Source organism: Streptomyces sp. NBC_01408, assembly GCF_026340255.1.
Classification (GTDB): Bacteria; Actinomycetota; Actinomycetes; order Streptomycetales; family Streptomycetaceae; genus Streptomyces.
On sequence record NZ_JAPEPJ010000001.1, the window covers coordinates 3,079,570 to 3,099,171 of the forward strand.

Genomic DNA, 19,602 nt, shown 5'->3' on the forward strand with positions numbered 1-19,602 from the left:
CGGAAATCACCCCTGATACGGCCCCAGAGCAGGACCGGGGGCGGGCCCTGACACCCGCCCCCGGTCCGCCTGCCGTCCGAGCCCGGTCCGCCCGCGGACCGTCCCCGGGCCGTCCGCGTCAACGTGGCGGTTCGGCCGCCGTCACCTGACGGTGGGCGAGTTCCGCCAGCCGGGCCTGCCCGTCCTTGCCCGGGTGGAACCAGTCCCAGCGGCTCAACTGCTCCGCCGAGAAGGGGTACTGGAACACCGCCCCGCCGTCGTAGCGGCACAGCGGGTCCTTCCCGCAGACCTCGCGCAGCACCTCGTTGTACTCGACCACCTGTGCCCGCACCTGCTCGCGCCGGGCCGTCGCCCCCGAGGCCGCCGACAGCGGATCGGCGAGCATCGACTGACAGATCCCCAGCTTCCAGATCTGCCGGACCATCGGGCTGTCCTTGCCCTGCTCCCACAGCCGCTGGAGGTCCGGCACGCTGGACACGTACACCTGGGAAGAGGGGGACGCGGCCCGCAGTTCGGTGAGGGCCTTCTCGAAGCCGGTCCGGAACTCCGCCACCGGCGTCATCGACGAAACCGTGGGCCGGCAGGCGTCGTTCGAGCCCACCATCACCGTGACCAGGTCCGGCTTGTGCGCCGCCGCCGAGGCCAGCTGTCCCGGCAGGTCCGCCATCCGCGAGCCGGTCACCGCGTAGTTCCAGCTCCGCGCCGGGGCCTCGGCGTCCCCCAGCAGTCGGGTGGCCAGCGAGTCGACCGCGGGGTCGTTGCCGGTGGCCCAGGAGACCTCGGGGCAGTCGGCCAGAACCGAACAGGCGTCGAAACCACGTGTGATGGAGTCGCCCACCGCGGCGATCGAGGCGGGCTGGGTGTTCCACCGCGGTGCGGCCTCGGCCCCGCGCTCGCCCGGCTCCCGCGCCCCGTCCGACTGGCACCCCGTCACCACCCCGGCCAGGAGGGCGATCGCCGCACCCGCGCCCACGAGGTTCCGGCGCGCCGTGCGGCGCGGAGCGGTGGTGCGCATCGGGTCGTTCCCCTCCGTGTCGCCCCGCGTCGTCCGGGGGCGTCCTGCTGAGTGAAAGCTCTGTGATTACGGGTCTGGGAGCGACGGTACGTCACACCATGACCCCTGGCGCACGGTAGCTTTTTCCCGTGGCGTTTCGGCCGCAAGTCCCGTAGCGCAATGTCAAATAATTTCCGTTACATTACATCACGTCACATACTGTCCGTTTTCTGGAGTTTATTCCCGACCTCGTCCCACACTGGAGGTCCAGGTGACGACACGTGGAGTTCTGTACGTGCATTCCGCACCGCGCGCGCTCTGCCCGCACGTGGAATGGGCTGTGGCGGGCGTGCTCGGGGTGCGGGTGAACCTCGACTGGATCAGGCAGCCCGCCTCCCCGGGCACCTGGAGAGCCGAGTTCTCCTGGCAGGCCGAAGCGGGCACCGCCTCGAAACTCGCCTCCGCGCTGCGCGGCTGGCATCTGCTGCGCTTCGAGGTGACCGCGGAACCCTGCCCGACCGCCGAGGGCGAGCGCTACAGCTCCACCCCCGAGCTCGGCATCTTCCACGCCGTCACCGGCATGCACGGTGACATCCTGATCCCGGAGGACCGGCTGCGCGCCGCCGTCGCCCGGTCCGCGCGCGGCGAGACCGACCTGGAGGCGGAGATCGCCAAACTGCTCGGCAAACCCTGGGACGACGAGCTGGAGCCTTTCCGCTACGCGGGCGAGGGCGCTCCGGTCCGCTGGCTCCACCAGGTGGTCTGAGGTCTGGTCATACGGAAAGGCCCCCTCCCGGCAGTCGCCGGGAGGGGGCCTTTCCGTATGACCAGACCTCAGACGGTGCGGAATGCCAAGGTCACGTTGTGGCCGCCGAAGCCGAAGGAGTTGTTGATCGCGGAGATCGGGCCGTCGGCCGGCAGCTTGCGGGGCTCGCCGCGCACGATGTCCGCGTCGATGTCGTCGTCGAGCTCGTCGACGTTGATCGTCGGCGGAGCGATCCGGTGGTACAGCGCCAGCACGGTCGCCACGGTCTCGATACCGCCGGCGCCGCCCAGCAGGTGACCGGTCATCGACTTGGTCGCGGAGATCGCGATGTGGTCGAGGTCGTCGCCCAGGACCTTGCGCAGGGCCTTCAGCTCGGCCGTGTCACCCTGCGGGGTCGACGTGGCGTGCGCGTTCAGGTGGACCAGCTCGGCCGGGTCGAGGCCCGTGTTGTCGAGCAGGTTCTGCACCGCGGCCGCGACACCGCGGCCGGTCGGCTCCGGCTGCGCGATGTGGTGGCTGTCCGCGGACAGGCCCTGGCCCAGCACCTCGCAGTAGACCCGGGCGCCACGCGCGGCGGCGTGCTCCGCGGACTCCAGCACGACGACGCCCGCGCCCTCACCGAGGACGAAGCCGTCGCGGCCCTTGTCGTAGGGGCGGGAGGCCTGCTCGGGGTTCTCGTTGTTCTTGGACATCGCCATCATGTTGGCGAAGGCGGCGATCGGCAGCGGGTGGATGGCCGCCTCGGTGCCGCCCGCGACGACCACGTCGGCGCGGCCGGTACGGATCATCTCGACGGCGTAGCCGATGGCCTCGGCGCCGGAGGCGCAGGCGCTGACCGGGGTGTGCACGCCCGCCCGGGCGTTCACCTCCAGGCCCACGTTGGCCGACGGGCCGTTCGGCATGAGCATGGGGACGGTGTGCGGGGAGACCCGGCGCACACCCTTTTCCTTCAGTACGTCGTACTGGTCGAGCAGGGTCGTCACGCCGCCGATGCCGGAGGCGATCACGGTGCCCAGGCGCTCGGGAACGACGGCCCCGTCCTCACCGGCCGGAGTGGTGTAACCGGCGTCGGCCCAGGCCTCGCGGGCCGCGATGACGGCGAACTGCGCCGAGCGGTCCAGCTTGCGGGCCAGCGGGCGGGGCAGGACCTCACTGGGGTCCACGGCGGCCGGGGCGGCGATACGGACCGGGAGTTCGGCGAAGCGCTCGCCCTCGAGGGGCTTTACGCCGGAACGGCCGGCGAGCAGACCTTCCCAGGTCGAAGCGCTGTCGCCACCCAGCGGAGTGGTTGCGCCGATACCGGTGACGACCACGGTGCGATTGGTCGGGCTCACAGGAATTCTTTCTCCACGTCTAAGGGGGTGCTGAATTGTCACGGCGCCACCGCCAGGTGGCGACAAACGCTCGTCAGGCTCAGGCGGCCTGGTGCTTCAGGATGTACTCGGCGGCGTCGCCGACCGACTTGAGGTTCTTGACGTCCTCGTCCGGGATCTTGACCTCGAAGCGCTCTTCGGCGGCGACGACGACCTCGACCATGGACAGGGAGTCGACGTCCAGGTCGTCGGTGAACGACTTGTCGAGCTGGACATCCTCGACGGGGATGCCGGCGATCTCGTTGACGATCTCCGCGAGACCCTCGAGGATTTCCTGCGCGGTGGCGGCCATGTGGCGCTCCTTCTCTAGCTGAATGCTGGGTACTCGGACCGGGATGTGGATCCCGGTCCTAGGGGAGGGTAACGACCGTCGCGGCGTAGACGAGTCCCGCCCCGAAGCCGATGACGAGCGCGGTGTCGCCGCTCTTCGCCGCTCCGGTCGCCAGGAGCCGCTCCATAGCGAGCGGGATCGAGGCGGCCGAGGTGTTGCCGGTGGTCTCCACGTCACGGGCGACCGTGACGTGTTCCGGCAGCTTCAGAGTCTTCACCATCGAGTCGATGATCCGCATGTTTGCCTGGTGCGGAATGAAGACGTCCAGGTCGTCGACGGTGATCCCGGCGGCGTCGAGCGCCTGCTGGGCCACCTTGGCCATCTCGAAGACGGCCCAGCGGAAGACCGCCTGACCCTCCTGGGTGATGGCCGGGAACTTCTCGCCGCCGTCCTTGCCGAGGTATTCGTCCCACGGCACGGTCTGCTTGATGGTGTCGGACTTGTCGCCCTCCGAACCCCACACGGTGGGGCCGATGGCCGGCTCGTCCGACGGGCCCACGACCACGGCGCCCGCACCGTCCCCGAACAGGAAGGCCGTCGCGCGGTCCTCCAGGTCGGTGAGGTCCGAGAGCCGCTCCACGCCGATCACGAGGACGTACTCGGCGGAACCTTCCACCACCAGGCCCTTGGCCAGCGTCAGTCCGTAACCGAAGCCGGCACAGCCCGCGGAGATGTCGAAGGCGGCCGGCTTGCCCGCGCCGATCCGGTGCGCGATCTCCGTCGCGACGGCCGGGGTCTGCTTGAAGTGCGAGACCGTCGAGACGATCACGGCACCGATCTTCTCCGGGGCGACACCGGCGTCGGCCAGCGCCTTGCCCGAGGCTTCCACCGACATCGCGGCGACGGTCTCCTGGGCCGAGGCCCAGTGCCGGGTGGCGATGCCGGAGCGGGAACGGATCCACTCGTCGGACGAGTCGATCGTCTCGAGGATGACCTCGTTGGGCACCACACGGGTCGGGCGGTAGCCGCCGACGCCGAGGATGCGGGCGTACGGGGAGCCCTTGGCCGGCTTGATCTTGGACATGCTGTGTGGGCTCCTTCTCTCAGGCCGCGTGCTCGGCGATGAGCGCCGCGGCCTTGTCGAGATCGTCCGGGGTCTTCAGGGCGACGCTCGGCACGCCCTTCAGGGCCCGCTTGGCCAGACCCGTCAGGGTCCCGCCGGGGCTGAGCTCGATGATCCCGGTGACGCCCAGCTCGCCGAACGTCTCCATGCACAGGTCCCAGCGGACGGGGTTCGCGACCTGGCCGACCAGACGGGCGACGACGTCGGCGCCCGTGGCCACGACCTGGCCGTCCTTGTTCGAGACGTACTTCAGCGCCGGGTCGGCCGGGGCGAGGGCCTCGGCGGCCTTCTCCAGCGTCGTGACCGCGGGGGCCATGTGATGCGTGTGGAACGCGCCCGCGACCTTGAGGGCGACGACCTTCATGGTGCCTTCGGGCTTCTCGGCGACCAGCGCGGCGATCTGCTCCGCGGTGCCGGCAGCCACGATCTGGCCCGCGCCGTTGATGTTGGCCGGGGTCAGGCCCAGCTTCTCCAGGTGCGCGACCACCACGTCGGGGTCGCCGCCGAGGACCGCGGCCATGCCCGTCTCGGTGACGGCGGCGGCCTCGGCCATGCCCAGCCCGCGGGTGCGGACGAACGACAGGGCGTCGGCGTCGGACAGCACCCCCGCGTAGGCGGCGGCGGTGATCTCGCCGACGCTGTGGCCCGCGACGGCACCGAAGGCCGTACGGGGGCCGAGCGCGGCGGCCGACAGCAGACCGGCGGCGACCAGCAGCGGCTGGGCCACGGCCGTGTCGCGGATCTCGTCGGCGTCGGCGTGCGTGCCGTAGTGGGCAAGGTCGAGCCCGATGGCGTCGGACCAGGCGGCGACGCGGTCAGCGGCACCGGGGAGGTCGAGCCAGGGAGTCAGGAAGCCAGGCGTCTGGGCGCCTTGGCCGGGAGCGACGAGTACGAGCACCCTCACACTCTCTCTTGTGGATGGTTCCTGCCGCCCGTGGGGACAGGGACCAAGAACGGCCGGGGTAATTGTTGATGTCCGACAAAAGTCTAGGACTGCGGATCTCCGTCGGCCAGACGCCCGAGGATCAGGGCGATCCGCAGAGTGAAGGCCGAACGGACGTCAGAAGGTGACCAGCCGGTGACGTCGGTCACACGTCGCAGCCGGTAGCGCACCGTATTGGGGTGCACGAACAGCATCCGGGCGGCCCCTTCCAGACTGCTCGCCTGCTCCAGATACACGCTCAGCGTCTCAAGCAAAGCTGAGCCCGCTTCTTCAAGCGGTCTGTAGATCTCCTCTACCAACTGCTCCCGCGCAGCCGGATCCGAGGCGATCGCGCGCTCCGGCAGGAGATCGTCTGCCAGAACCGGCCGCGGCGCGTCCTGCCACGCCGTGCACGCCTTCAGCCCGGCCGCGGCCGCCTGCGCCGACTTCGTCGCGTTCAACAGGTCGGGCACCACCGGACCGGCCACCACCGGACCCGCCGCGAACGGCCCGATCAGGGACTTCGCCACCTGCATCGGATTGTCGCTGCCGCCCGCGATCACGACGAGACGGTCCCCGAGCACACCCGTCAGCACCTGGAGCTTGTGGTGCCGGGCCGCCCGCCGGATCGCCTCGACCGTCAGCTCGCTGTCGCCCTCCGGCGCGGTACCGAGGACCACGCACACGTGCTCCGGCGAGTTCCAGCCCAGCGCCGCGGCCCGCGACAGCGCGCCCTCGTCGGCCTCCCCGGACAGCACCGCGTTGACGACGAGGGACTCCAGCCGGGCGTCCCACGCCCCGCGCGCCTCGGCGGCCTGCGCGTACACCTGGGCGGTCGCGAAGGCGATCTCCCGGGCGTACACCAGCAGCGCCTCGCGCAGGATCTGCTCGTCGCCCGGGGCCGCCACCTCGTCGATCGCGGTCTCCATGACCTCGATCGTGGTGCGGACCATCTCCACCGTCTGGCGCAGCGTGATCGCCCGGGTCAGCTCCCGAGGAGCCGTCCCGAACACGTCGGTCGAGATCGCCTGCGGGGTCTCCGGGTGCCGGAACCACTCCGTGAACGCGGCGATGCCGGCCTGCGCGACCAGGCCGATCCAGGACCGGTTCTCCGGGGGCATCGCCCGGTACCACGGCAGGGTCTCGTCCATCCGCGCGATCGCGTTCGCCGCGAGCCGGCCGGAGGACTTCTCCAGGCGGCGCAGCGTCGCGGTGTGCGGATGGGCGGGAGCGGGATGCGCGGCGTGTGTCGCGGGGGAATGCTCACGTTCGGGTTGAGGCACGTGACAAGACTGCCTTATCGGGACGGCTGCGCGGAGTCCGGTCTCACCACCGGGGCTACCGTGGCCTCCATGATTGATGTACGCCGAGGCGCCGACCGGTACGAGGGCGGGGATCCGGCGACCGGGATCACCACCCGGCACGCCTTCTCCTTCGGGTCGTTCTACGACCCCGACAACCTGCGCTTCGGCCCCGTCCTGGCCTGCAACGAGGAGACCCTCGCCCCCGGCTCCGGCTTCGACGAGCACCCCCACAGCCACACCGAGATCGTGACCTGGGTCGTCGAGGGCGAGCTCACCCACAAGGACAGCACCGGGCGGACCGGCCTGGTACGGGCCGGGGACGTACAGCGGCTCAGCGCCGGATCCGGGGCCCGGCACGTGGAGCGCAACGACGGCGTCGGCCGGCTGCGCTTCGTCCAGATGTGGCTCGCGCCGCTCGCCCCGGGCGGGGAGCCCTCGTACGAGGTGGTCCCGGAGATCTCCGACGCCGCGCCCTACGAGCTCCCGGCGGCCGGAGCCGTCCTGCACGTGCGGCGGCCCGGCGCGGGCGAGCGGGTCCCCGTACCGGCCGCGGAGCGGGTCTACCTGCACGTGGTGCGGGGGGACCTGCGCCTGGACGGGGAGGAGCTGGGACCCGGGGACTCGGTGCGCATCACCGGCGAACGGGACCTGGAGATCACCGCCGGGTCCCCGGGGGAAGTGCTGATCTGGGAACTGCCTTAGGGGGCACCCCCTAGCCCGCGGCCAGTTCCGCCAGGACCGCGTCGGTGAAGGGGGGCCAGGCCTCGACGGCCCACGGCCCGAAAGCGCGGTCCGTCAACGCCACGCACGCGGCGCGCGCGTCCGGGTCCACCCACAGGAAGGTGCCGGACTGGCCGAAGTGGCCGAAGGTGCGCGGCGAGGACGAGCTGCCCGTCCAGTGCGGGGACTTGCCGTCGCGGATCTCCAGGCCGAGCCCCCAGTCGTTGGGGGACTGGTGCCCGTAGCCGGGCAGGACGCCCTTGAGGCCGGGGTGCACTACGCCGGTGGCCTCGGCGACCGTGCGGACGTCGAGCAGCCGGGGCGCCTGGAGTTCGGCGGCGAACCGTACGAGGTCGCGGACGGTGGAGACGCCGTCCTTGGCGGGCGAGCCCTCCAGGGCGGAGGAGGTCATGCCCAGCGGCTCGAAGACGGCCTGGTGCAGGTACTCCGCGAAGGGGATCCCGGTCGCCTTGGCGATGTGGTCGCCGAGCTCCTCGAAACCGGCGTTCGAGTACAGCCGGCGCTGCCCGGGCGGGGCGGTGACCCGGTGCTCGTCGAAGGCCAGGCCGCTGGTGTGCGCCAGCAGGTGACGGACCGTCGAGCCCTCGGGCCCGGCCGGTTCGTCCAGCTCGATCGCGCCTTCCTCGTACGCGACGAGGGCGGCGTACGCGGCGAGCGGCTTGGTGACCGAGGCCAGCGGGAAGCGCCGGTCGACGGGCCCGTGGGAGCCGGCCAGGCTGCCGTCGGCGCGCACGACGGCAGCCGCGGCCGCCGGTACCGGCCAGGTCTCGATGATCCGCAGGCTTTCCATGCCGTTGACGGCCTCCATGCTCTCCATGCGGCCGAGCCTACTTGCTTGGAGTGCGCTCCAAGGTTTTAGCGTGGGGCCATGAGCCAGAGCCTGACGCAGACGCGGTACACGATCAGCGAGGTCGAGGCCCGGACCGGTCTGACCCAGCACACCCTGCGCTGGTACGAGCGGATCGGCCTGCTGCCGCAGGTGGGCCGCTCCCACTCCGGCCAGCGCCGCTTCAGCGACCAGGACCTGCACTGGCTCGCCTTCGTGGGCAAGCTGCGCGCCACCGGGATGTCGGTGGCGGACATGGTCCGGTACGCGGAGCTGGTGCGCGCGGGTGAGCACACCGTCGACGAGCGCCGCGAGCTCCTGGAGCGGACGCGGCGCGACGTGCGGGCGCGGCTGGCGGAGCTGACGGACGCGCTCGCCGTACTGGACTACAAGATCGGCACGTACGGGAGGAACACCTGCCCGGGTCCGGCGCGGCCCTGACCGGGGCAGGACGCCTGGCCCTGACCGGGGCAGGGCACCCCTACGGGCTCAGGCGTCGGCCGCGGAGCTGAACCGGGCCCGCAGGGCCGCGTACTCGGCGTCCGTCAGCAGCCCCGCGCCGTGCAGCTCGCTCAGGTGCCGCAGGCGGTCGTCGCCGGCGCGGGGCCCGGGGACCGATGCGACCGGGGCGCGGCCGCGCAGGGCGGCGAGGACGGCCGCGGCGAACGGCAGCGACTCGTGCACGGCCCCGTAGCCCACCCGGAAGACCGCCGTGGCGAGGTCGTGGTCCGGGCGGAGGTCGGCGCCGCTCTGCCGGGGCTCGTGCGGCAGCAGCCGCAGGTGGCCGCCGGGGCCCTCCGGGGAGCACCACTCGATCCCGCTGAGGGCGGTCAGCGGGTAACGCTGGTCGCCCGCCTTCCACTTGGTGCTGGTGGCGCCGGTGCGGGACCAGCGGAAGGTGACCGCCGTGCCGTCGAATTCCAGCCGCGCGTCGTACGCCTTCAGGTGGACCGGCGGCTGCGGGGCCTCGACCAGGAAGCGCCCGGCCGGTTCGGCGGCGTCCGGCGCGAGGCGGGAGCGCAGCGCGTCGGCGAAGGAGGCGGCTTGCGCGGCCCGTTCGCCCGGCAGCACCAGCCGGTACGGGTCGCAGGCCTCCTTCAACTGCCCTGCGGCGGCCTCCATCAGCGGATCGGCCCCCGGCCGCGGGGTGGCGCGCAGCACCACCGTGTCCCGCTTCCCCGGGGTCAGGTCCACCCCGCACACCGCTTCCAGGGGAATCCGGCGCGAGCCCAGCGCCTGCCAGACTCTTGGCGTTCGCATCCCCCGTGCGAAGCGGATGAGCACCGAGTCCGAGTCGAACTCCCAGACGGCATGGTTTCCGGCCAGTACGTCACCCATGCGGCTCATGGTAAACGGCGGTGGCCCCGTGCGTCCCCCTCGCTGCGGTGCCCGTTTCCGGGTCTCTACGCGCGTCAGTTCCCTGCTGTGCCGGAGATTCCACGGCGGCAGGTGTCCTCCGCGTCCGCGCAGACCACGGAACCGAATGCGCCGGTTCCGATCTTGGCGAGGTTGTCCAGCGCGCCGGTGCCTGGCGCGAAATAGCCGGTGTGGCTCTTGGCGCCGGCCGAGGACAGCAGCCGCGCGCCGAACTCCGGGGACACCGGATCCGCGCCGTGGCCCAGCCCGCCGACCTCCAGGTGCGGTACGTCCTCGATCCAGTCACCCTCGTCGCGCATCGCCCACACCCGGGCCGAGGTGCCCAGGTCGTCGGCGCTCTCCGCGCGCATGCCGGGGCTGCCCGCCACCGCCAGGTCCGTGACCCGGTCCGGCAGCTCGTGCGCGGCGACCCCGCACACCACCGAGCCGTAGCTGTGGCAGAACAGCGCCACGCGCGAGTCCCCGGGCAGGGATACGGCCAGCGACCTCAGCCGGGCGGCGCCCTCGACGGCCATCCGGCCGGTGGCCGCGTCCATGCCCACCCCGGTGGGCGCGGTGTAGCCGGCCCAGGCGATGACCGCGGTCCGGGCGTCCGGCGAGGCCGCGCGCTGGGCCTCGTACAGGGACCGGGCCATGCCGACGGGGGCGGTGAAACGGCGCTGGGTGCGCTCGAAGGTGATGAGGTCGGTGTCGACGCCGGGGACGATCACCGAGACCCGGTGGGCCCGTTCGAGGTCGCCGAAGACCTCGGCGACGAGGCCGCCGCCGGTGGGGTCGAAGGCGAGGATCTGCCGGCCGGGCTCGGCGAGGGACGCGAAGCGGTGGGCGCGGCGGGACGCCATGGAGCGGTCGGCCGGGGTCAGCGCGACGTCCCGGCTGCGGGCGTCCTCGATCAGGCCGGCCTGCTCCAGGCCGTGCAGGTTGGCCCGGTAGCGGGTGGACACGGGGGTCCCCTCCAGGTTGCCCACGACGAACGGGTAGCCGTCGGCGAGGCGGGCCCGCTGGGCGCCGTCGAGTCCGGCGAAGAAGCGGGCCACCGTACGCACGGGGGCGTCGGCGGGCGGTACCGGGCGGCCGTTGATCCGGGCCGAGGCCCAGGCGGTGAGGGCGGCGGCGCGCAGGGGGGTGCCGGCCTCGGGGCGGTGCACGGCGGTCCAGCCGGTGGTCGCCAGCATGACGAAGACCACCGCGAGCGCGAGCAGGGTGCGCAGGGCGGCGGGGTGTCGCGGGACGGCTTCGGGAGCGGGGGGGAGGGCAGGGCCGGGCAGGTTCACTGGGACCAGCGTAGGAGACCTCCCGGCCTGACGGCACGCCGGGTGACACGCCTCACGGCCGGCCGCCGGCTCCGGCGGAGCCGAACCCGGCCTCGCGGAGCCGAACCCAACATCGCGGAGCCATCCTCAGCCTCGCCGGCGTTTGAGGCGCGGGTCCGGGCAGAGCCCGGTGTCCGGCGGAACCGGGTTTCCCGGGGCTCCGCCCCAGACCCCGCGCCTCAAACGCCGGCGAGGCTGGTTCGGCTTCGGTCATGCCTCAAACGCCGGCGAGGCTGGTTCGGCTTCGGTCGCGCCTCAAACGCCGGCGAGGCGGGCGGGCGGGCCAAGGCCGGGGTCAGGCCGGGTGGTTCCGGGCCGGGCCCGCGGCAGGCGTACGGCTCCAGTCCTCCGCCAGCGCCGGGCCGATCTGGTCCATGTACGCCTCGGTCATCCGGCGGATCGCGTCCACGCTCGCGTCCTCGCCCTGCCCCCAGAGCCGTCCGGTGACGCGCATCACCCCGGAGAAGGCGGCGACGGCCACCCGCGGCCGGGGGTCACTGTCCACGTCGAGGCCCTCCCGGGCCGCGATCAGCCGGGCGATCCGCTCCTCCAGCTCGGTGGAGCGGCGCAGGTGCACGGCCAGCAGGGCCGGGGTCGACTCGATGAGCTGGTAGCTGCGCATGTAGAGGTCGACGGGCACCACCTCGGAGATGGCCTCCTCGACGGTGTCCCAGGCGGCGAGCACGGCGTTGCGCATCGCCTCCAGCGGGCCCTCGGCGGCCGGCCGGGAGCCGAGCTCGGCGAAGAAGTGGGACTCGACCAGTTCCTGGACGGCGAAGGCGACCTCCTCCTTGTTGGCGAAGTAGCGGAAGAAGGTGCGCTGGGAGACGTTCACGGCGTCGGTGATCTCGTCGACGGTGGTCTGCTCGTACCCCTGGGAGATGAACAGGAGCAGGGCGGCGCGCAGCAGGGCGTCCCGGGTGCGCCGCTTCTTGCGTTCGCGCAGTCCGGTCGCCCGGCCCTCCGCCGGCCGCTCGTCGGTCATCACCGTGGGGTCCTTCCTGAGGTTGCCGCTCCGCATCCGGAGCAGGGTCCGGCTCCGAGGCCGATCTGACGCTGAGTGAGCGGTCAGGGTACCTGTGACCGACGTGACAGTGACTGTCCTGTTCACCCGTCTGTGAAGTGTCAGTCGCTGTCACTAGCCTGTGCGCATGACTAGTCAGATCACTGTCGACGATCAGGTACCCGCCAAGGAGCCAGGCCCGGCCGCCGCCCGGAACGGACTGCGCGGGCACCCCTGGCTGACCCTCTTCGCCGTCGCGATCGGCGTCATGATGGTCACCCTGGACGGCACGATCGTCGCCGTCGCCAACCCCGCCATCCAGAAGGACCTCGGCGCCTCGCTCGCCGAGGTGCAGTGGATCACCAACGGCTACCTGCTGGCCCTCGCGGTCTCCCTGATCACCGCGGGCAAGCTCGGCGACCGCTTCGGCCACCGCCAGACCTTCCTCATCGGCATCGCCGGCTTCGCCGTGTCCTCCGCGGCGATCGGCCTGTCCGAAGGCGTCGAGCTCGTCATCGGCTTCCGCGTCGCGCAGGGCCTGTTCGGCGCGCTGCTGATGCCCGCCGCCCTCGGCCTGCTGCGCGCCACCTTCCCCGCCGAGAAGCTCAACATGGCCATCGGCATCTGGGGCATGGTCATCGGCGCCTCCACCGCCGCCGGGCCCATCGTCGGCGGCCTGCTCGTCGAGCACGTCAGCTGGCAGTCCGTCTTCTTCATCAACGTGCCCGTGGGCATCGTCGCGCTGCTCTTCGGCCTGTTCATCCTGGTCGACCACCGGGCCGAGAACGCCCCGCGCTCCTTCGACCTCCTCGGCATCGTGCTCCTGTCCGGCGCGATGTTCTCGCTGATCTGGGCACTGATCAAGGCCGCGGAGTGGGGCTGGGGCGACTCCAAGACCCTCTTCTTCCTGGCCGCCGCCGTGCTCTGCTTCGGTCTCTTCACCTTCTGGGAGAGCAGGGTCGCCGAACCGCTGATCCCGCTCGGCATGTTCCGCTCGCTGCCGCTGTCCGCGGGCACCGTGCTGATGGTGCTCATGGCCTTCGCCTTCATGGGCGGCCTGTTCTTCGTCACCTTCTACCTGCAGAACGTGCACGGCATGAGCCCCGTCGACAGCGGCCTGCACCTGCTGCCGCTGACCGGCATGATGATCATCGGCTCGCCGCTGGCCGGCGCCGCGATCACCAAGGTCGGACCGCGGATCCCGCTCGTCGCCGGAATGGTCGCCACCGCCGCCGCCTGCTTCGGGATGGCGCAGCTCACCCCCGGCACCGGCACCCTCACCATGTCCCTCTGGTTCGCCCTCCTCGGCCTCGGCCTCGCGCCCGTCATGGTCGGTGCCACCGAGGTCATCGTCGGCAACGCCCCGCTGGAGCTCTCCGGCGTGGCCGGCGGACTCCAGCAGGCCGCGATGCAGGTCGGCGGCAGCCTGGGCACCGCGGTCCTCGGCGCGGTCATGGCCGGCACGGTCAGCAGCTCGTTCGGGGACAACTGGCGGGCGGCCCAGCTGCCCCCGCTCGCCCCCGAGCAGCAGGAGCTCGCCGAGAAGGGGGTCCAGGTGGGCATCGCCCCCGTTCCGCCGGAGGCCCCCGCGGAGGTCGCGCAGGCGATCGGCAAGGTCGCCCACGACACCTTCGTCTCCGGCATGAGCACAGCCTTCACCGTCGCGGGCACGGTCGCGGTCCTCGCCGCCGTCGTGGCCTGCTTCACCAAGCGCGGGGAGAACGCCGCCGCGGGCGCGGGCGCGGCCCACGTCTGAGCCCTGCCGCCTCGGACTCACCCGTCCAGGGCCGGGCCCACGCCCGCCGGAAGCCCCGCGGAGGCGTCAACTCCGTACGTACGACAGCCCCGCCGGACGGTTCCGGCGGGGCTGTCGCCTATCAGGGTGGACCCGGCCGAAGCCCCTTCCGCCCGCCCGTCGCCGCAGGTCAGCGTGGTGTCGTCGGCGCTCCGGAACCGTCCGCGGCGCCCTTCGTCCACAAGGAGTTGACCCGTCATGCGTACGTGTCACACCACGCCCACCCCGAACACCACCCGCGTCACCACCGTCCTGGCCGCGACCGTGCTGGCGCTCACCGCCCTCATCCCGAGTACCGCCACCCACGCACACGCCGCGGGCCCGCCCACCCTCGGCGCCTGCGCGACCGGGCAGTTGTGCCTGTGGGCGAAGCCGGAGTTCAAGGGCGCCCGGCAGACCCACGAGCTGAGCACCCTGGACATCAACAGCTGCACCGCCCTGCCCGCCGGCACCAGCGCCCAGTCGCTCACCAACCGCACCGGCCGCCCGGTCACCACGTACCAGTCGGCGGAATGCGCCGAGACCGGCGAGTTCCAGACCTACCCGGGCGACGGGGTCTGGCTGCCCCAGTCGCCCTACCAGGTACGGGCGTTCAAGGTGTGGGAGCGGTAGTCCCGCGTGGCGCCGGGGCGCCCGGCCGGTCGGCCTGACCGCCGCCCAGCCGGGCGACCTCGCCGCGCAGCGCCCGGACCTCCTCCTGGAGCTCCCGGATGGCGGCCAGCTGGAGCCGCTCCACCTGGTCGTCGCGCTCGAAGCGGGCGATGAACCAGGCCGCGATGTTCGCGGTGACCACACCCAGCAGGGCGATCCCCGACAGCATCAGGCCGACGGCCAGCACCCGGCCCAGACCGGTGGTGGGGGAGTGGTCGCCGTACCCGACCGTCGTCATCGTGGTGAAGGACCACCACACGGCGTCGCCCAGGTTCTTGATGTTCCCGTCGGGGGCGTCCCGCTCCACGCTCAGCACCGCCAGCGAGCCGAACATCAGCAGCCCCACCACGGCCCCGGCCACATAGGTCGTCAGCCGCACCTGGGGCGCCATCCGGGCCCGCCGGCCCACCAGCAGCAGCGTCGACACCAGCCGCAGCAGCCGCAGCGGCTGCACCAGCGGCAGCACCACGGCGCACAGGTCCAGCCAGTGCGTCCGTACGAACTGCCGACGGTCCGCCGCGAGACCCAGCCGCACCAGGTAGTCGAGGGCGAAGGCCCCCCACACCACCCACTCCGCGTAGGTGCACGCCCGGTGCACCCACGCACTCGCGTCGGGCACGACGATCGGCACGGCGTACGCGACGGCGAAGCACACGGCGAGGACGAGCAGCGGGGTCTGGCTCCGCCGCTCCCAGAGCAGCTGGCGGGAGGGTTCCTTCATGCGGAGCATCGTAAGGAACGGATAAAATGAAGGTGACCCCCGGCCGTGCCAGGGGTCACCTCATGCGTCAGGACGGGCGGCGGCCCGCCTCAGGCGGCCGTCCCCACCGGAGTGGGCCGCCGCCGTCATCCGTCCGGCCCGCCGCAGGCGTTACGCGTCGCCGCCCGCCGCGCCCGGGTCCGCCGCGCTCACGTCGAGCAGCTGGTACCGGTCGATGGCCTGCTTGAGCACCGAACGGTCGATCTTCCCCTCCTTGGCGAGCTCGGTGAGCGTCGCCAGCACCACCGACTGGGCGTCGATGTGGAAGAAGCGCCGGGCCGCACCGCGCGTGTCCGCGAAGCCGAAGCCGTCCGCGCCCAGCGAGGTGTACGAGCCGGGCACCCACCGCGAGATCTGGTCCGGCACCGCCCGCATCCAGTCGGAGACCGCCACGAACGGACCCTCCGCACCCGAGAGCCTGCGCGTCACGTACGGGACGCGCTGCTCCTCCTCCGGGTGGAGCAGGTTGTGCTCCTCCACCTCGACGGCCTCGCGCCGCAGCTCGTTCCAGGAGGTCGCCGACCAGACGTCCGCCCGCACGTTCCAGTCCGCGGCCAGGATGCGCTGCGCCTCCAGCGCCCACGGCACCGCCACGCCCGAGGCCAGCAGCTGCGCCCCGATGGTGCCCGAGGTGCCCGTGGACACCCGGTGGATGCCCTTGAGGATCCCGTCCACGTCCACGTCCGCCGGCTCGGCCGGGTGCTGGATCGGCTCGTTGTAGACGGTCAGGTAGTAGAAGACGTCCTCCGCCTGCGGACCGTACATCCGGCGCAGACCGTCCCGGACGATGTGCGCGATCTCGTACCCGTAGGCCGGGTCGTACGCGACGCAGCCCGGGTTCGTCGACGCCAGCAGCTGGGAGTGTCCGTCCGCGTGCTGGAGGCCCTCACCCGTGAGGGTGGTCCGCCCGGCGGTCGCGCCGAGGACGAAACCGCGCGCCAGCTGGTCGGCCATCTGCCAGAACTGGTCACCGGTGCGCTGGAAACCGAACATCGAGTAGAAGACGTACACCGGGATCAGCGGCTCGCCGTGCGTGGCGTACGCCGAACCCGCGGCGATCAGCGAGGCGGTGCAGCCCGCCTCCGAGATGCCGTCGTGCAGCATCTGGCCGGTCGGCGACTCCTTGTACGCGAGCAGCAGGTCGCGGTCGACCGCCTCGTACTGCTGGCCCAGCGGGTTGTAGATCTTGGCGCTCGGGAAGAACGCGTCCATACCGAACGTGCGGTACTCGTCCGGCGCGATCAGCACGAACCGCTTGCCGATCTCCTTGTCCCGCATCAGGTCCTTCAGGATGCGGACGAATGCCATAGTCGTGGCGATCGACTGCTGCCCCGAACCCTTCTTCGCCGCCGCGTACGCCGCGTCGCCCGGCAGCTGCAACGGCTTCGCGCGCACCACACGGGTCGGCACGTAACCGCCGTGCGCGTTGCGCTGGTCGTGCATGTACTGGATCTCGGGGGAATTGCGGCCCGGGTGGTAGTACGGCGGAGCGCCGCCCTCCAGCTGGGCGTCGGTGATCGGGATGTGCAGGCGGTCGCGGAAGCGCTTGAGGTCGTCGACCGTCAGCTTCTTCATCTGGTGCGTGGCGTTGCGGCCCTCGAAGTTCGGGCCGAGCGTCCAGCCCTTGACCGTCTGCGCCAGGATCACCGTCGGCTGGCCCTTGTGGGCCTTGGCCGCCGCGTACGCCGCGTACACCTTCTTGTGGTCGTGACCGCCGCGGCCCAGGTGCTGGATCTGGTAGTCGGTCATGTTCTCGACCATCGCGCGCAGCCGCTGGTCGTCCCCGAAGAAGTGCTCACGGATGTACGCGCCCGACTCGGTGGCGTACGTCTGGAACTGCCCGTCCGGCGTGGTGTTCATCTTGTTGACCAGGATGCCGTCGCGGTCCTGCGCCAGCAGCGGGTCCCAGGAGCGGTCCCAGATCAGCTTGATGACGTTCCAGCCGGCACCTCGGAACTGCGACTCCAGCTCCTGGATGATCTTGCCGTTGCCGCGCACCGGGCCGTCGAGGCGCTGCAGGTTGCAGTTGACGACGAAGGTCAGGTTGTCCAGGCCCTCGCGGGCGGCGATCGACAGCTGGCCGAGCGACTCCGGCTCGTCCATCTCGCCGTCGCCGAGGTACGCCCAGACGTGGGACCTGGAGGTGTCCGCGATCCCGCGCGCCTCCATGTACCGGTTCATCCGCGCCTGGTAGATCGCGCCGAGCGGACCGAGGCCCATCGAGACGGTCGGGAACTCCCAGAAGTCCGGCATCAGCCGCGGGTGCGGGTAGCTGGAAAGGCCGTACGGGGCCTTCGACTTCTCCTGGCGGAACGCGTCGAGCTGCTGCTCGGAGAGCCGGTCCAGGAGGTAGGCGCGGGCGTAGATACCGGGGGAGGCGTGCCCCTGGAAGAAGATCTGGTCGCCGCCGTCGCCCTCGTCCTTGCCCCGGAAGAAGTGGTTGAAGCCCACGTCGTAGAGGGAGGCGGAGGAGGCGAACGTGGCGATGTGGCCGCCCACGCCGATGCCGGGGCGCTGGGCGCGCGAGACCATGACGGCCGCGTTCCACCGGGTGGCGTTGAGGACCTTGCGCTCGATCTCCTCGTTGCCGGGGAAGAAGGGCTCGTCCTTCGTGGCGATCGTGTTGACGTAGTCCGTGCTGCGCATCTCGGGCACGGCCACGCGCTTCTCACGGGCCCGCTCGATCAGCCGCAGCATCAGGTAGCGGGCGCGTTCACGGCCCCGCTCGTCGACTGCGGCGTCCAGGGAGTCGAGCCACTCCTGCGTCTCCTCCGGATCGAAGTCCGGGACCTGACTCGGCAGGCCGCCAATGATGATCGGATTGCGATCGGATGCGGAAGCCACGCTGTTCCTTCGCTGTCGGGGGAGTCGTGCTGAAGTCGTATCTGTGGGGCGCCGCCTCCCATGGTCTTACGCTCGCCCCCAATCGTCACCTTTACCACTGGGTAATCCCTGGAGTCGGCGGGGAGCCCGGAAGGGGGGACGAGCAGGGGTACGCCCAAATCGCCACCTTACGCCCAAGTCGGTCAACCATTTCGTAAGGCCGTTCGTCCCTCAAACAGGTAGGAAAGTCCTCAAGGGATGTCCAATGAGTGGGAATGGTGTGGGATGAATCACCAGGGGCGTGCGCGGGGAGGCTGAAAGTTGCGGCGAGACGGCCGCAATCGTCACCGTTTCGACGGTCTCGGCGGCCGGGTACTTGCGCGATCCGCCGCGCCCGTGTGGACTACGTCCAATGCTGCGCGTACGCGCGCCGCCGAAGACATTCACCGAACAAGAGCAGGAGGCACCCCGTGAGCGCGACCGCGGACCACGCGGAGAACCTGGCCGCCCGGCTGGGTTTCCAGTCCGAACAGGTGGTCCAGGAGATCGGCTACGACGACGACGTCGATCAGAAATTCCGTGAGGTCGTTGAGGATCTCGTCGGCGAAGTCGTCGACGAGGACTACGACGACGTCGCCGACGCCGTACTGCTGTGGTTCCGAGAGGACGACGGCGATCTGGCGGACACACTGGTCGATGCCACCGAGCTGATCGAGGACGGCGCACTGATCCTGCTGCTGACCCCCAAGACGGGCCGCCCCGGCTACGTCGAGGCCAGCGACATCCAGGAGTCTGCGGAGACCGCCGGTCTCTCGCTGGCCAAGGGCGCCCCCGTCGGCAAGGAATGGGCCGCCACCAAGCTGGCGAAGCCCAAGGCCGCCGTCAAGTCCAAGCGCTGAGCCGCGCCCCGCAGCCGAGCGGACAGGCATGCACACCCCGTCGACCCCGGTCGGCGGGGTGTGCGCGTTCATACGACCTAGGCTTGGCCGGGTCACCTGGGCTGTCTCACCCGAACAGCCCAACGCAGGAATGCAGGAACCGAAGGGAAGCGAGAGATGGCGATCGAGGTCGGCAGCAAGGCCCCGGACTTCGAGCTCAAGGACAACCACGGCGCCACCGTGCGGCTCTCCGACTTCCGGGGGGAGAAGGCCGTCGTGCTGCTCTTCTACCCGTTCGCCTTCACCGGCGTCTGCACCGGCGAGCTGTGCGAGCTGCGCGACCAGCTGCCGCGCTTCCAGAACGCGGAAGTCCAGCTCCTCGCGGTCTCCAACGACTCCGTGCCGACCCTGCGGGTCTTCGGGGAGCAGGAGGACCTGGACTACCCGCTGCTGTCGGACTTCTGGCCGCACGGGGAGACCTCGCGCGCGTACGGGGTCTTCGACGAGGACAAGGGCTGCGCGGTCCGCGGCACCTTCATCATCGACAAGGACGGCATCGTGCGATGGACTGTCGTCAACGGGCTGCCCGACGCGCGTGACCTGAACGAGTACATCAAGGCACTCGACAGCCTCTGAGCGCAGATCCGCCCGAAAACCGTTTACAGGCGGGAACCCGTCACTA

General features: G+C 71.3%; 19 protein-coding genes. 7 read left to right on the forward strand and 12 right to left on the reverse strand.

Features of this window, described 5'->3' with window-relative positions; genetic code table 11:
• Nucleotides 1-118 precede the first annotated feature (118 nt).
• Entirely contained in the window at nucleotides 119-1,015 is an 897-nt protein-coding gene (locus tag OG447_RS14005) for an SGNH/GDSL hydrolase family protein (RefSeq protein WP_266936816.1), read from the reverse strand.
• Between the two features lie 250 nt (nucleotides 1,016-1,265).
• On the opposite strand from OG447_RS14005, the gene OG447_RS14010 reads away from it, so the two are divergent.
• Entirely contained in the window at nucleotides 1,266-1,760 is a 495-nt protein-coding gene (locus OG447_RS14010; RefSeq protein WP_266936817.1) for a DUF3145 domain-containing protein, read from the forward strand.
• A gap of 68 nt (nucleotides 1,761-1,828) precedes the next feature.
• On the opposite strand, the gene fabF is transcribed toward OG447_RS14010, so the two are convergent.
• The 5 genes from fabF to OG447_RS14035 all read right to left on the reverse strand — a co-directional run bounded on the left by fabF (nucleotide 1,829) and on the right by OG447_RS14035 (nucleotide 6,732).
• Nucleotides 1,829-3,094, reverse strand: a complete 1,266-nt coding sequence (gene fabF, locus OG447_RS14015) for a beta-ketoacyl-ACP synthase II (protein WP_266936818.1) — start codon at nucleotides 3,092-3,094, stop codon at nucleotides 1,829-1,831.
• A 79-nt stretch (nucleotides 3,095-3,173) separates the two neighbouring features.
• Entirely contained in the window at nucleotides 3,174-3,425 is a 252-nt protein-coding gene (locus OG447_RS14020; RefSeq protein WP_266936819.1) for an acyl carrier protein, read from the reverse strand.
• A 58-nt stretch (nucleotides 3,426-3,483) separates the two neighbouring features.
• Complete coding sequence (locus OG447_RS14025) at nucleotides 3,484-4,488, reverse strand: ketoacyl-ACP synthase III (protein WP_266936820.1); 1,005 nt, start codon at nucleotides 4,486-4,488, stop codon at nucleotides 3,484-3,486.
• Nucleotides 4,489-4,507: 19 nt separating this feature from the next.
• Nucleotides 4,508-5,425 carry an ACP S-malonyltransferase gene (locus OG447_RS14030; RefSeq protein WP_266936821.1) on the reverse strand — a complete coding sequence of 306 codons (918 nt, stop codon included), beginning with the start codon at nucleotides 5,423-5,425 and terminating at the stop codon, nucleotides 4,508-4,510.
• A gap of 89 nt (nucleotides 5,426-5,514) precedes the next feature.
• A complete protein-coding gene (locus OG447_RS14035) occupies nucleotides 5,515-6,732 on the reverse strand; it encodes a CdaR family transcriptional regulator (protein WP_031150754.1) in 1,218 nt (405 codons plus the stop codon).
• Between the two features lie 69 nt (nucleotides 6,733-6,801).
• Here OG447_RS14035 and OG447_RS14040 point away from each other — a divergent pair, with 69 nt between their 5' ends.
• Nucleotides 6,802-7,455: a pirin family protein gene (locus OG447_RS14040; protein WP_266936822.1), complete on the forward strand. Its 654-nt coding sequence runs from the start codon at nucleotides 6,802-6,804 to the stop codon at nucleotides 7,453-7,455.
• Nucleotides 7,456-7,465: 10 nt separating this feature from the next.
• On the opposite strand, the gene OG447_RS14045 is transcribed toward OG447_RS14040, so the two are convergent.
• Complete coding sequence (locus tag OG447_RS14045; protein WP_266938866.1) at nucleotides 7,466-8,284, reverse strand: serine hydrolase; 819 nt, start codon at nucleotides 8,282-8,284, stop codon at nucleotides 7,466-7,468.
• A gap of 78 nt (nucleotides 8,285-8,362) precedes the next feature.
• Between OG447_RS14045 and OG447_RS14050 the strand changes: the two genes are divergently transcribed.
• The gene (locus tag OG447_RS14050; RefSeq protein WP_266936823.1) at nucleotides 8,363-8,761 is read left to right on the forward strand and encodes a MerR family transcriptional regulator; all 399 of its coding nucleotides are present in this window, start codon (nucleotides 8,363-8,365) and stop codon (nucleotides 8,759-8,761) included.
• 48 nt (nucleotides 8,762-8,809) lie between these two features.
• On the opposite strand, the gene OG447_RS14055 is transcribed toward OG447_RS14050, so the two are convergent.
• The 3 genes from OG447_RS14055 to OG447_RS14065 all read right to left on the reverse strand — a co-directional run bounded on the left by OG447_RS14055 (nucleotide 8,810) and on the right by OG447_RS14065 (nucleotide 11,995).
• Complete coding sequence (locus OG447_RS14055; protein ID WP_266936824.1) at nucleotides 8,810-9,658, reverse strand: DUF4429 domain-containing protein; 849 nt, start codon at nucleotides 9,656-9,658, stop codon at nucleotides 8,810-8,812.
• A gap of 74 nt (nucleotides 9,659-9,732) precedes the next feature.
• Entirely contained in the window at nucleotides 9,733-10,872 is a 1,140-nt protein-coding gene (locus OG447_RS14060) for an alpha/beta hydrolase (protein ID WP_323181831.1), read from the reverse strand.
• A 433-nt stretch (nucleotides 10,873-11,305) separates the two neighbouring features.
• Nucleotides 11,306-11,995: a TetR/AcrR family transcriptional regulator gene (locus OG447_RS14065; protein ID WP_266936825.1), complete on the reverse strand. Its 690-nt coding sequence runs from the start codon at nucleotides 11,993-11,995 to the stop codon at nucleotides 11,306-11,308.
• Between the two features lie 166 nt (nucleotides 11,996-12,161).
• On the opposite strand from OG447_RS14065, the gene OG447_RS14070 reads away from it, so the two are divergent.
• A complete protein-coding gene (locus tag OG447_RS14070; RefSeq protein ID WP_266936826.1) occupies nucleotides 12,162-13,769 on the forward strand; it encodes an MFS transporter in 1,608 nt (535 codons plus the stop codon).
• A 237-nt stretch (nucleotides 13,770-14,006) separates the two neighbouring features.
• Nucleotides 14,007-14,420, forward strand: coding sequence for a peptidase inhibitor family I36 protein (locus OG447_RS14075; protein WP_266936827.1), 414 nt, complete (start codon nucleotides 14,007-14,009; stop codon nucleotides 14,418-14,420).
• On the opposite strand, the gene OG447_RS14080 is transcribed toward OG447_RS14075, so the two are convergent.
• Nucleotides 14,401-15,180 (reverse strand): potassium channel family protein, encoded by a 780-nt coding sequence (locus OG447_RS14080; RefSeq protein WP_266936828.1) that lies wholly within the window; start codon nucleotides 15,178-15,180, stop codon nucleotides 14,401-14,403. The genes OG447_RS14075 and OG447_RS14080 overlap by 20 nt on opposite strands.
• Before the next feature lie 150 nt (nucleotides 15,181-15,330).
• Nucleotides 15,331-18,063 (reverse strand): pyruvate dehydrogenase (acetyl-transferring), homodimeric type, encoded by a 2,733-nt coding sequence (aceE, locus tag OG447_RS14085; protein ID WP_266936829.1) that lies wholly within the window; start codon nucleotides 18,061-18,063, stop codon nucleotides 15,331-15,333.
• Between the two features lie 449 nt (nucleotides 18,064-18,512).
• Here aceE and OG447_RS14090 point away from each other — a divergent pair, with 449 nt between their 5' ends.
• Together OG447_RS14090 and OG447_RS14095 are read left to right on the forward strand one after the other, a co-directional pair.
• Nucleotides 18,513-18,941, forward strand: a complete 429-nt coding sequence (locus OG447_RS14090; protein ID WP_266936830.1) for a DUF3052 domain-containing protein — start codon at nucleotides 18,513-18,515, stop codon at nucleotides 18,939-18,941.
• 156 nt (nucleotides 18,942-19,097) lie between these two features.
• Nucleotides 19,098-19,556, forward strand: coding sequence for a peroxiredoxin (locus OG447_RS14095; RefSeq protein ID WP_266936831.1), 459 nt, complete (start codon nucleotides 19,098-19,100; stop codon nucleotides 19,554-19,556).
• Nucleotides 19,557-19,602 lie beyond the last annotated feature (46 nt).

What these genes read in the sequence shown, in the direction of transcription:
- OG447_RS14005 (WP_266936816.1), bottom strand. Translation starts at nt 1,015, where the DNA reads ATGCGCACCACCGCTCCGCGCCGCACGGCGCGCCGGAACCTCGTGGGC.
- OG447_RS14020 (WP_266936819.1), bottom strand. Translation starts at nt 3,425, where the DNA reads ATGGCCGCCACCGCGCAGGAAATCCTCGAGGGTCTCGCGGAGATCGTC.
- OG447_RS14025 (WP_266936820.1), bottom strand. Translation starts at nt 4,488, where the DNA reads ATGTCCAAGATCAAGCCGGCCAAGGGCTCCCCGTACGCCCGCATCCTC.
- OG447_RS14040 (WP_266936822.1), top strand. Translation starts at nt 6,802, where the DNA reads ATGATTGATGTACGCCGAGGCGCCGACCGGTACGAGGGCGGGGATCCG.
- OG447_RS14045 (WP_266938866.1), bottom strand. Translation starts at nt 8,284, where the DNA reads ATGGAAAGCCTGCGGATCATCGAGACCTGGCCGGTACCGGCGGCCGCG.
- OG447_RS14050 (WP_266936823.1), top strand. Translation starts at nt 8,363, where the DNA reads ATGAGCCAGAGCCTGACGCAGACGCGGTACACGATCAGCGAGGTCGAG.
- OG447_RS14055 (WP_266936824.1), bottom strand. Translation starts at nt 9,658, where the DNA reads ATGGGTGACGTACTGGCCGGAAACCATGCCGTCTGGGAGTTCGACTCG.
- OG447_RS14060 (WP_323181831.1), bottom strand. Translation starts at nt 10,872, where the DNA reads ATGCTGGCGACCACCGGCTGGACCGCCGTGCACCGCCCCGAGGCCGGC.
- OG447_RS14065 (WP_266936825.1), bottom strand. Translation starts at nt 11,995, where the DNA reads ATGACCGACGAGCGGCCGGCGGAGGGCCGGGCGACCGGACTGCGCGAA.
- OG447_RS14070 (WP_266936826.1), top strand. Translation starts at nt 12,162, where the DNA reads ATGACTAGTCAGATCACTGTCGACGATCAGGTACCCGCCAAGGAGCCA.
- OG447_RS14075 (WP_266936827.1), top strand. Translation starts at nt 14,007, where the DNA reads ATGCGTACGTGTCACACCACGCCCACCCCGAACACCACCCGCGTCACC.
- OG447_RS14080 (WP_266936828.1), bottom strand. Translation starts at nt 15,180, where the DNA reads ATGAAGGAACCCTCCCGCCAGCTGCTCTGGGAGCGGCGGAGCCAGACC.
- OG447_RS14095 (WP_266936831.1), top strand. Translation starts at nt 19,098, where the DNA reads ATGGCGATCGAGGTCGGCAGCAAGGCCCCGGACTTCGAGCTCAAGGAC.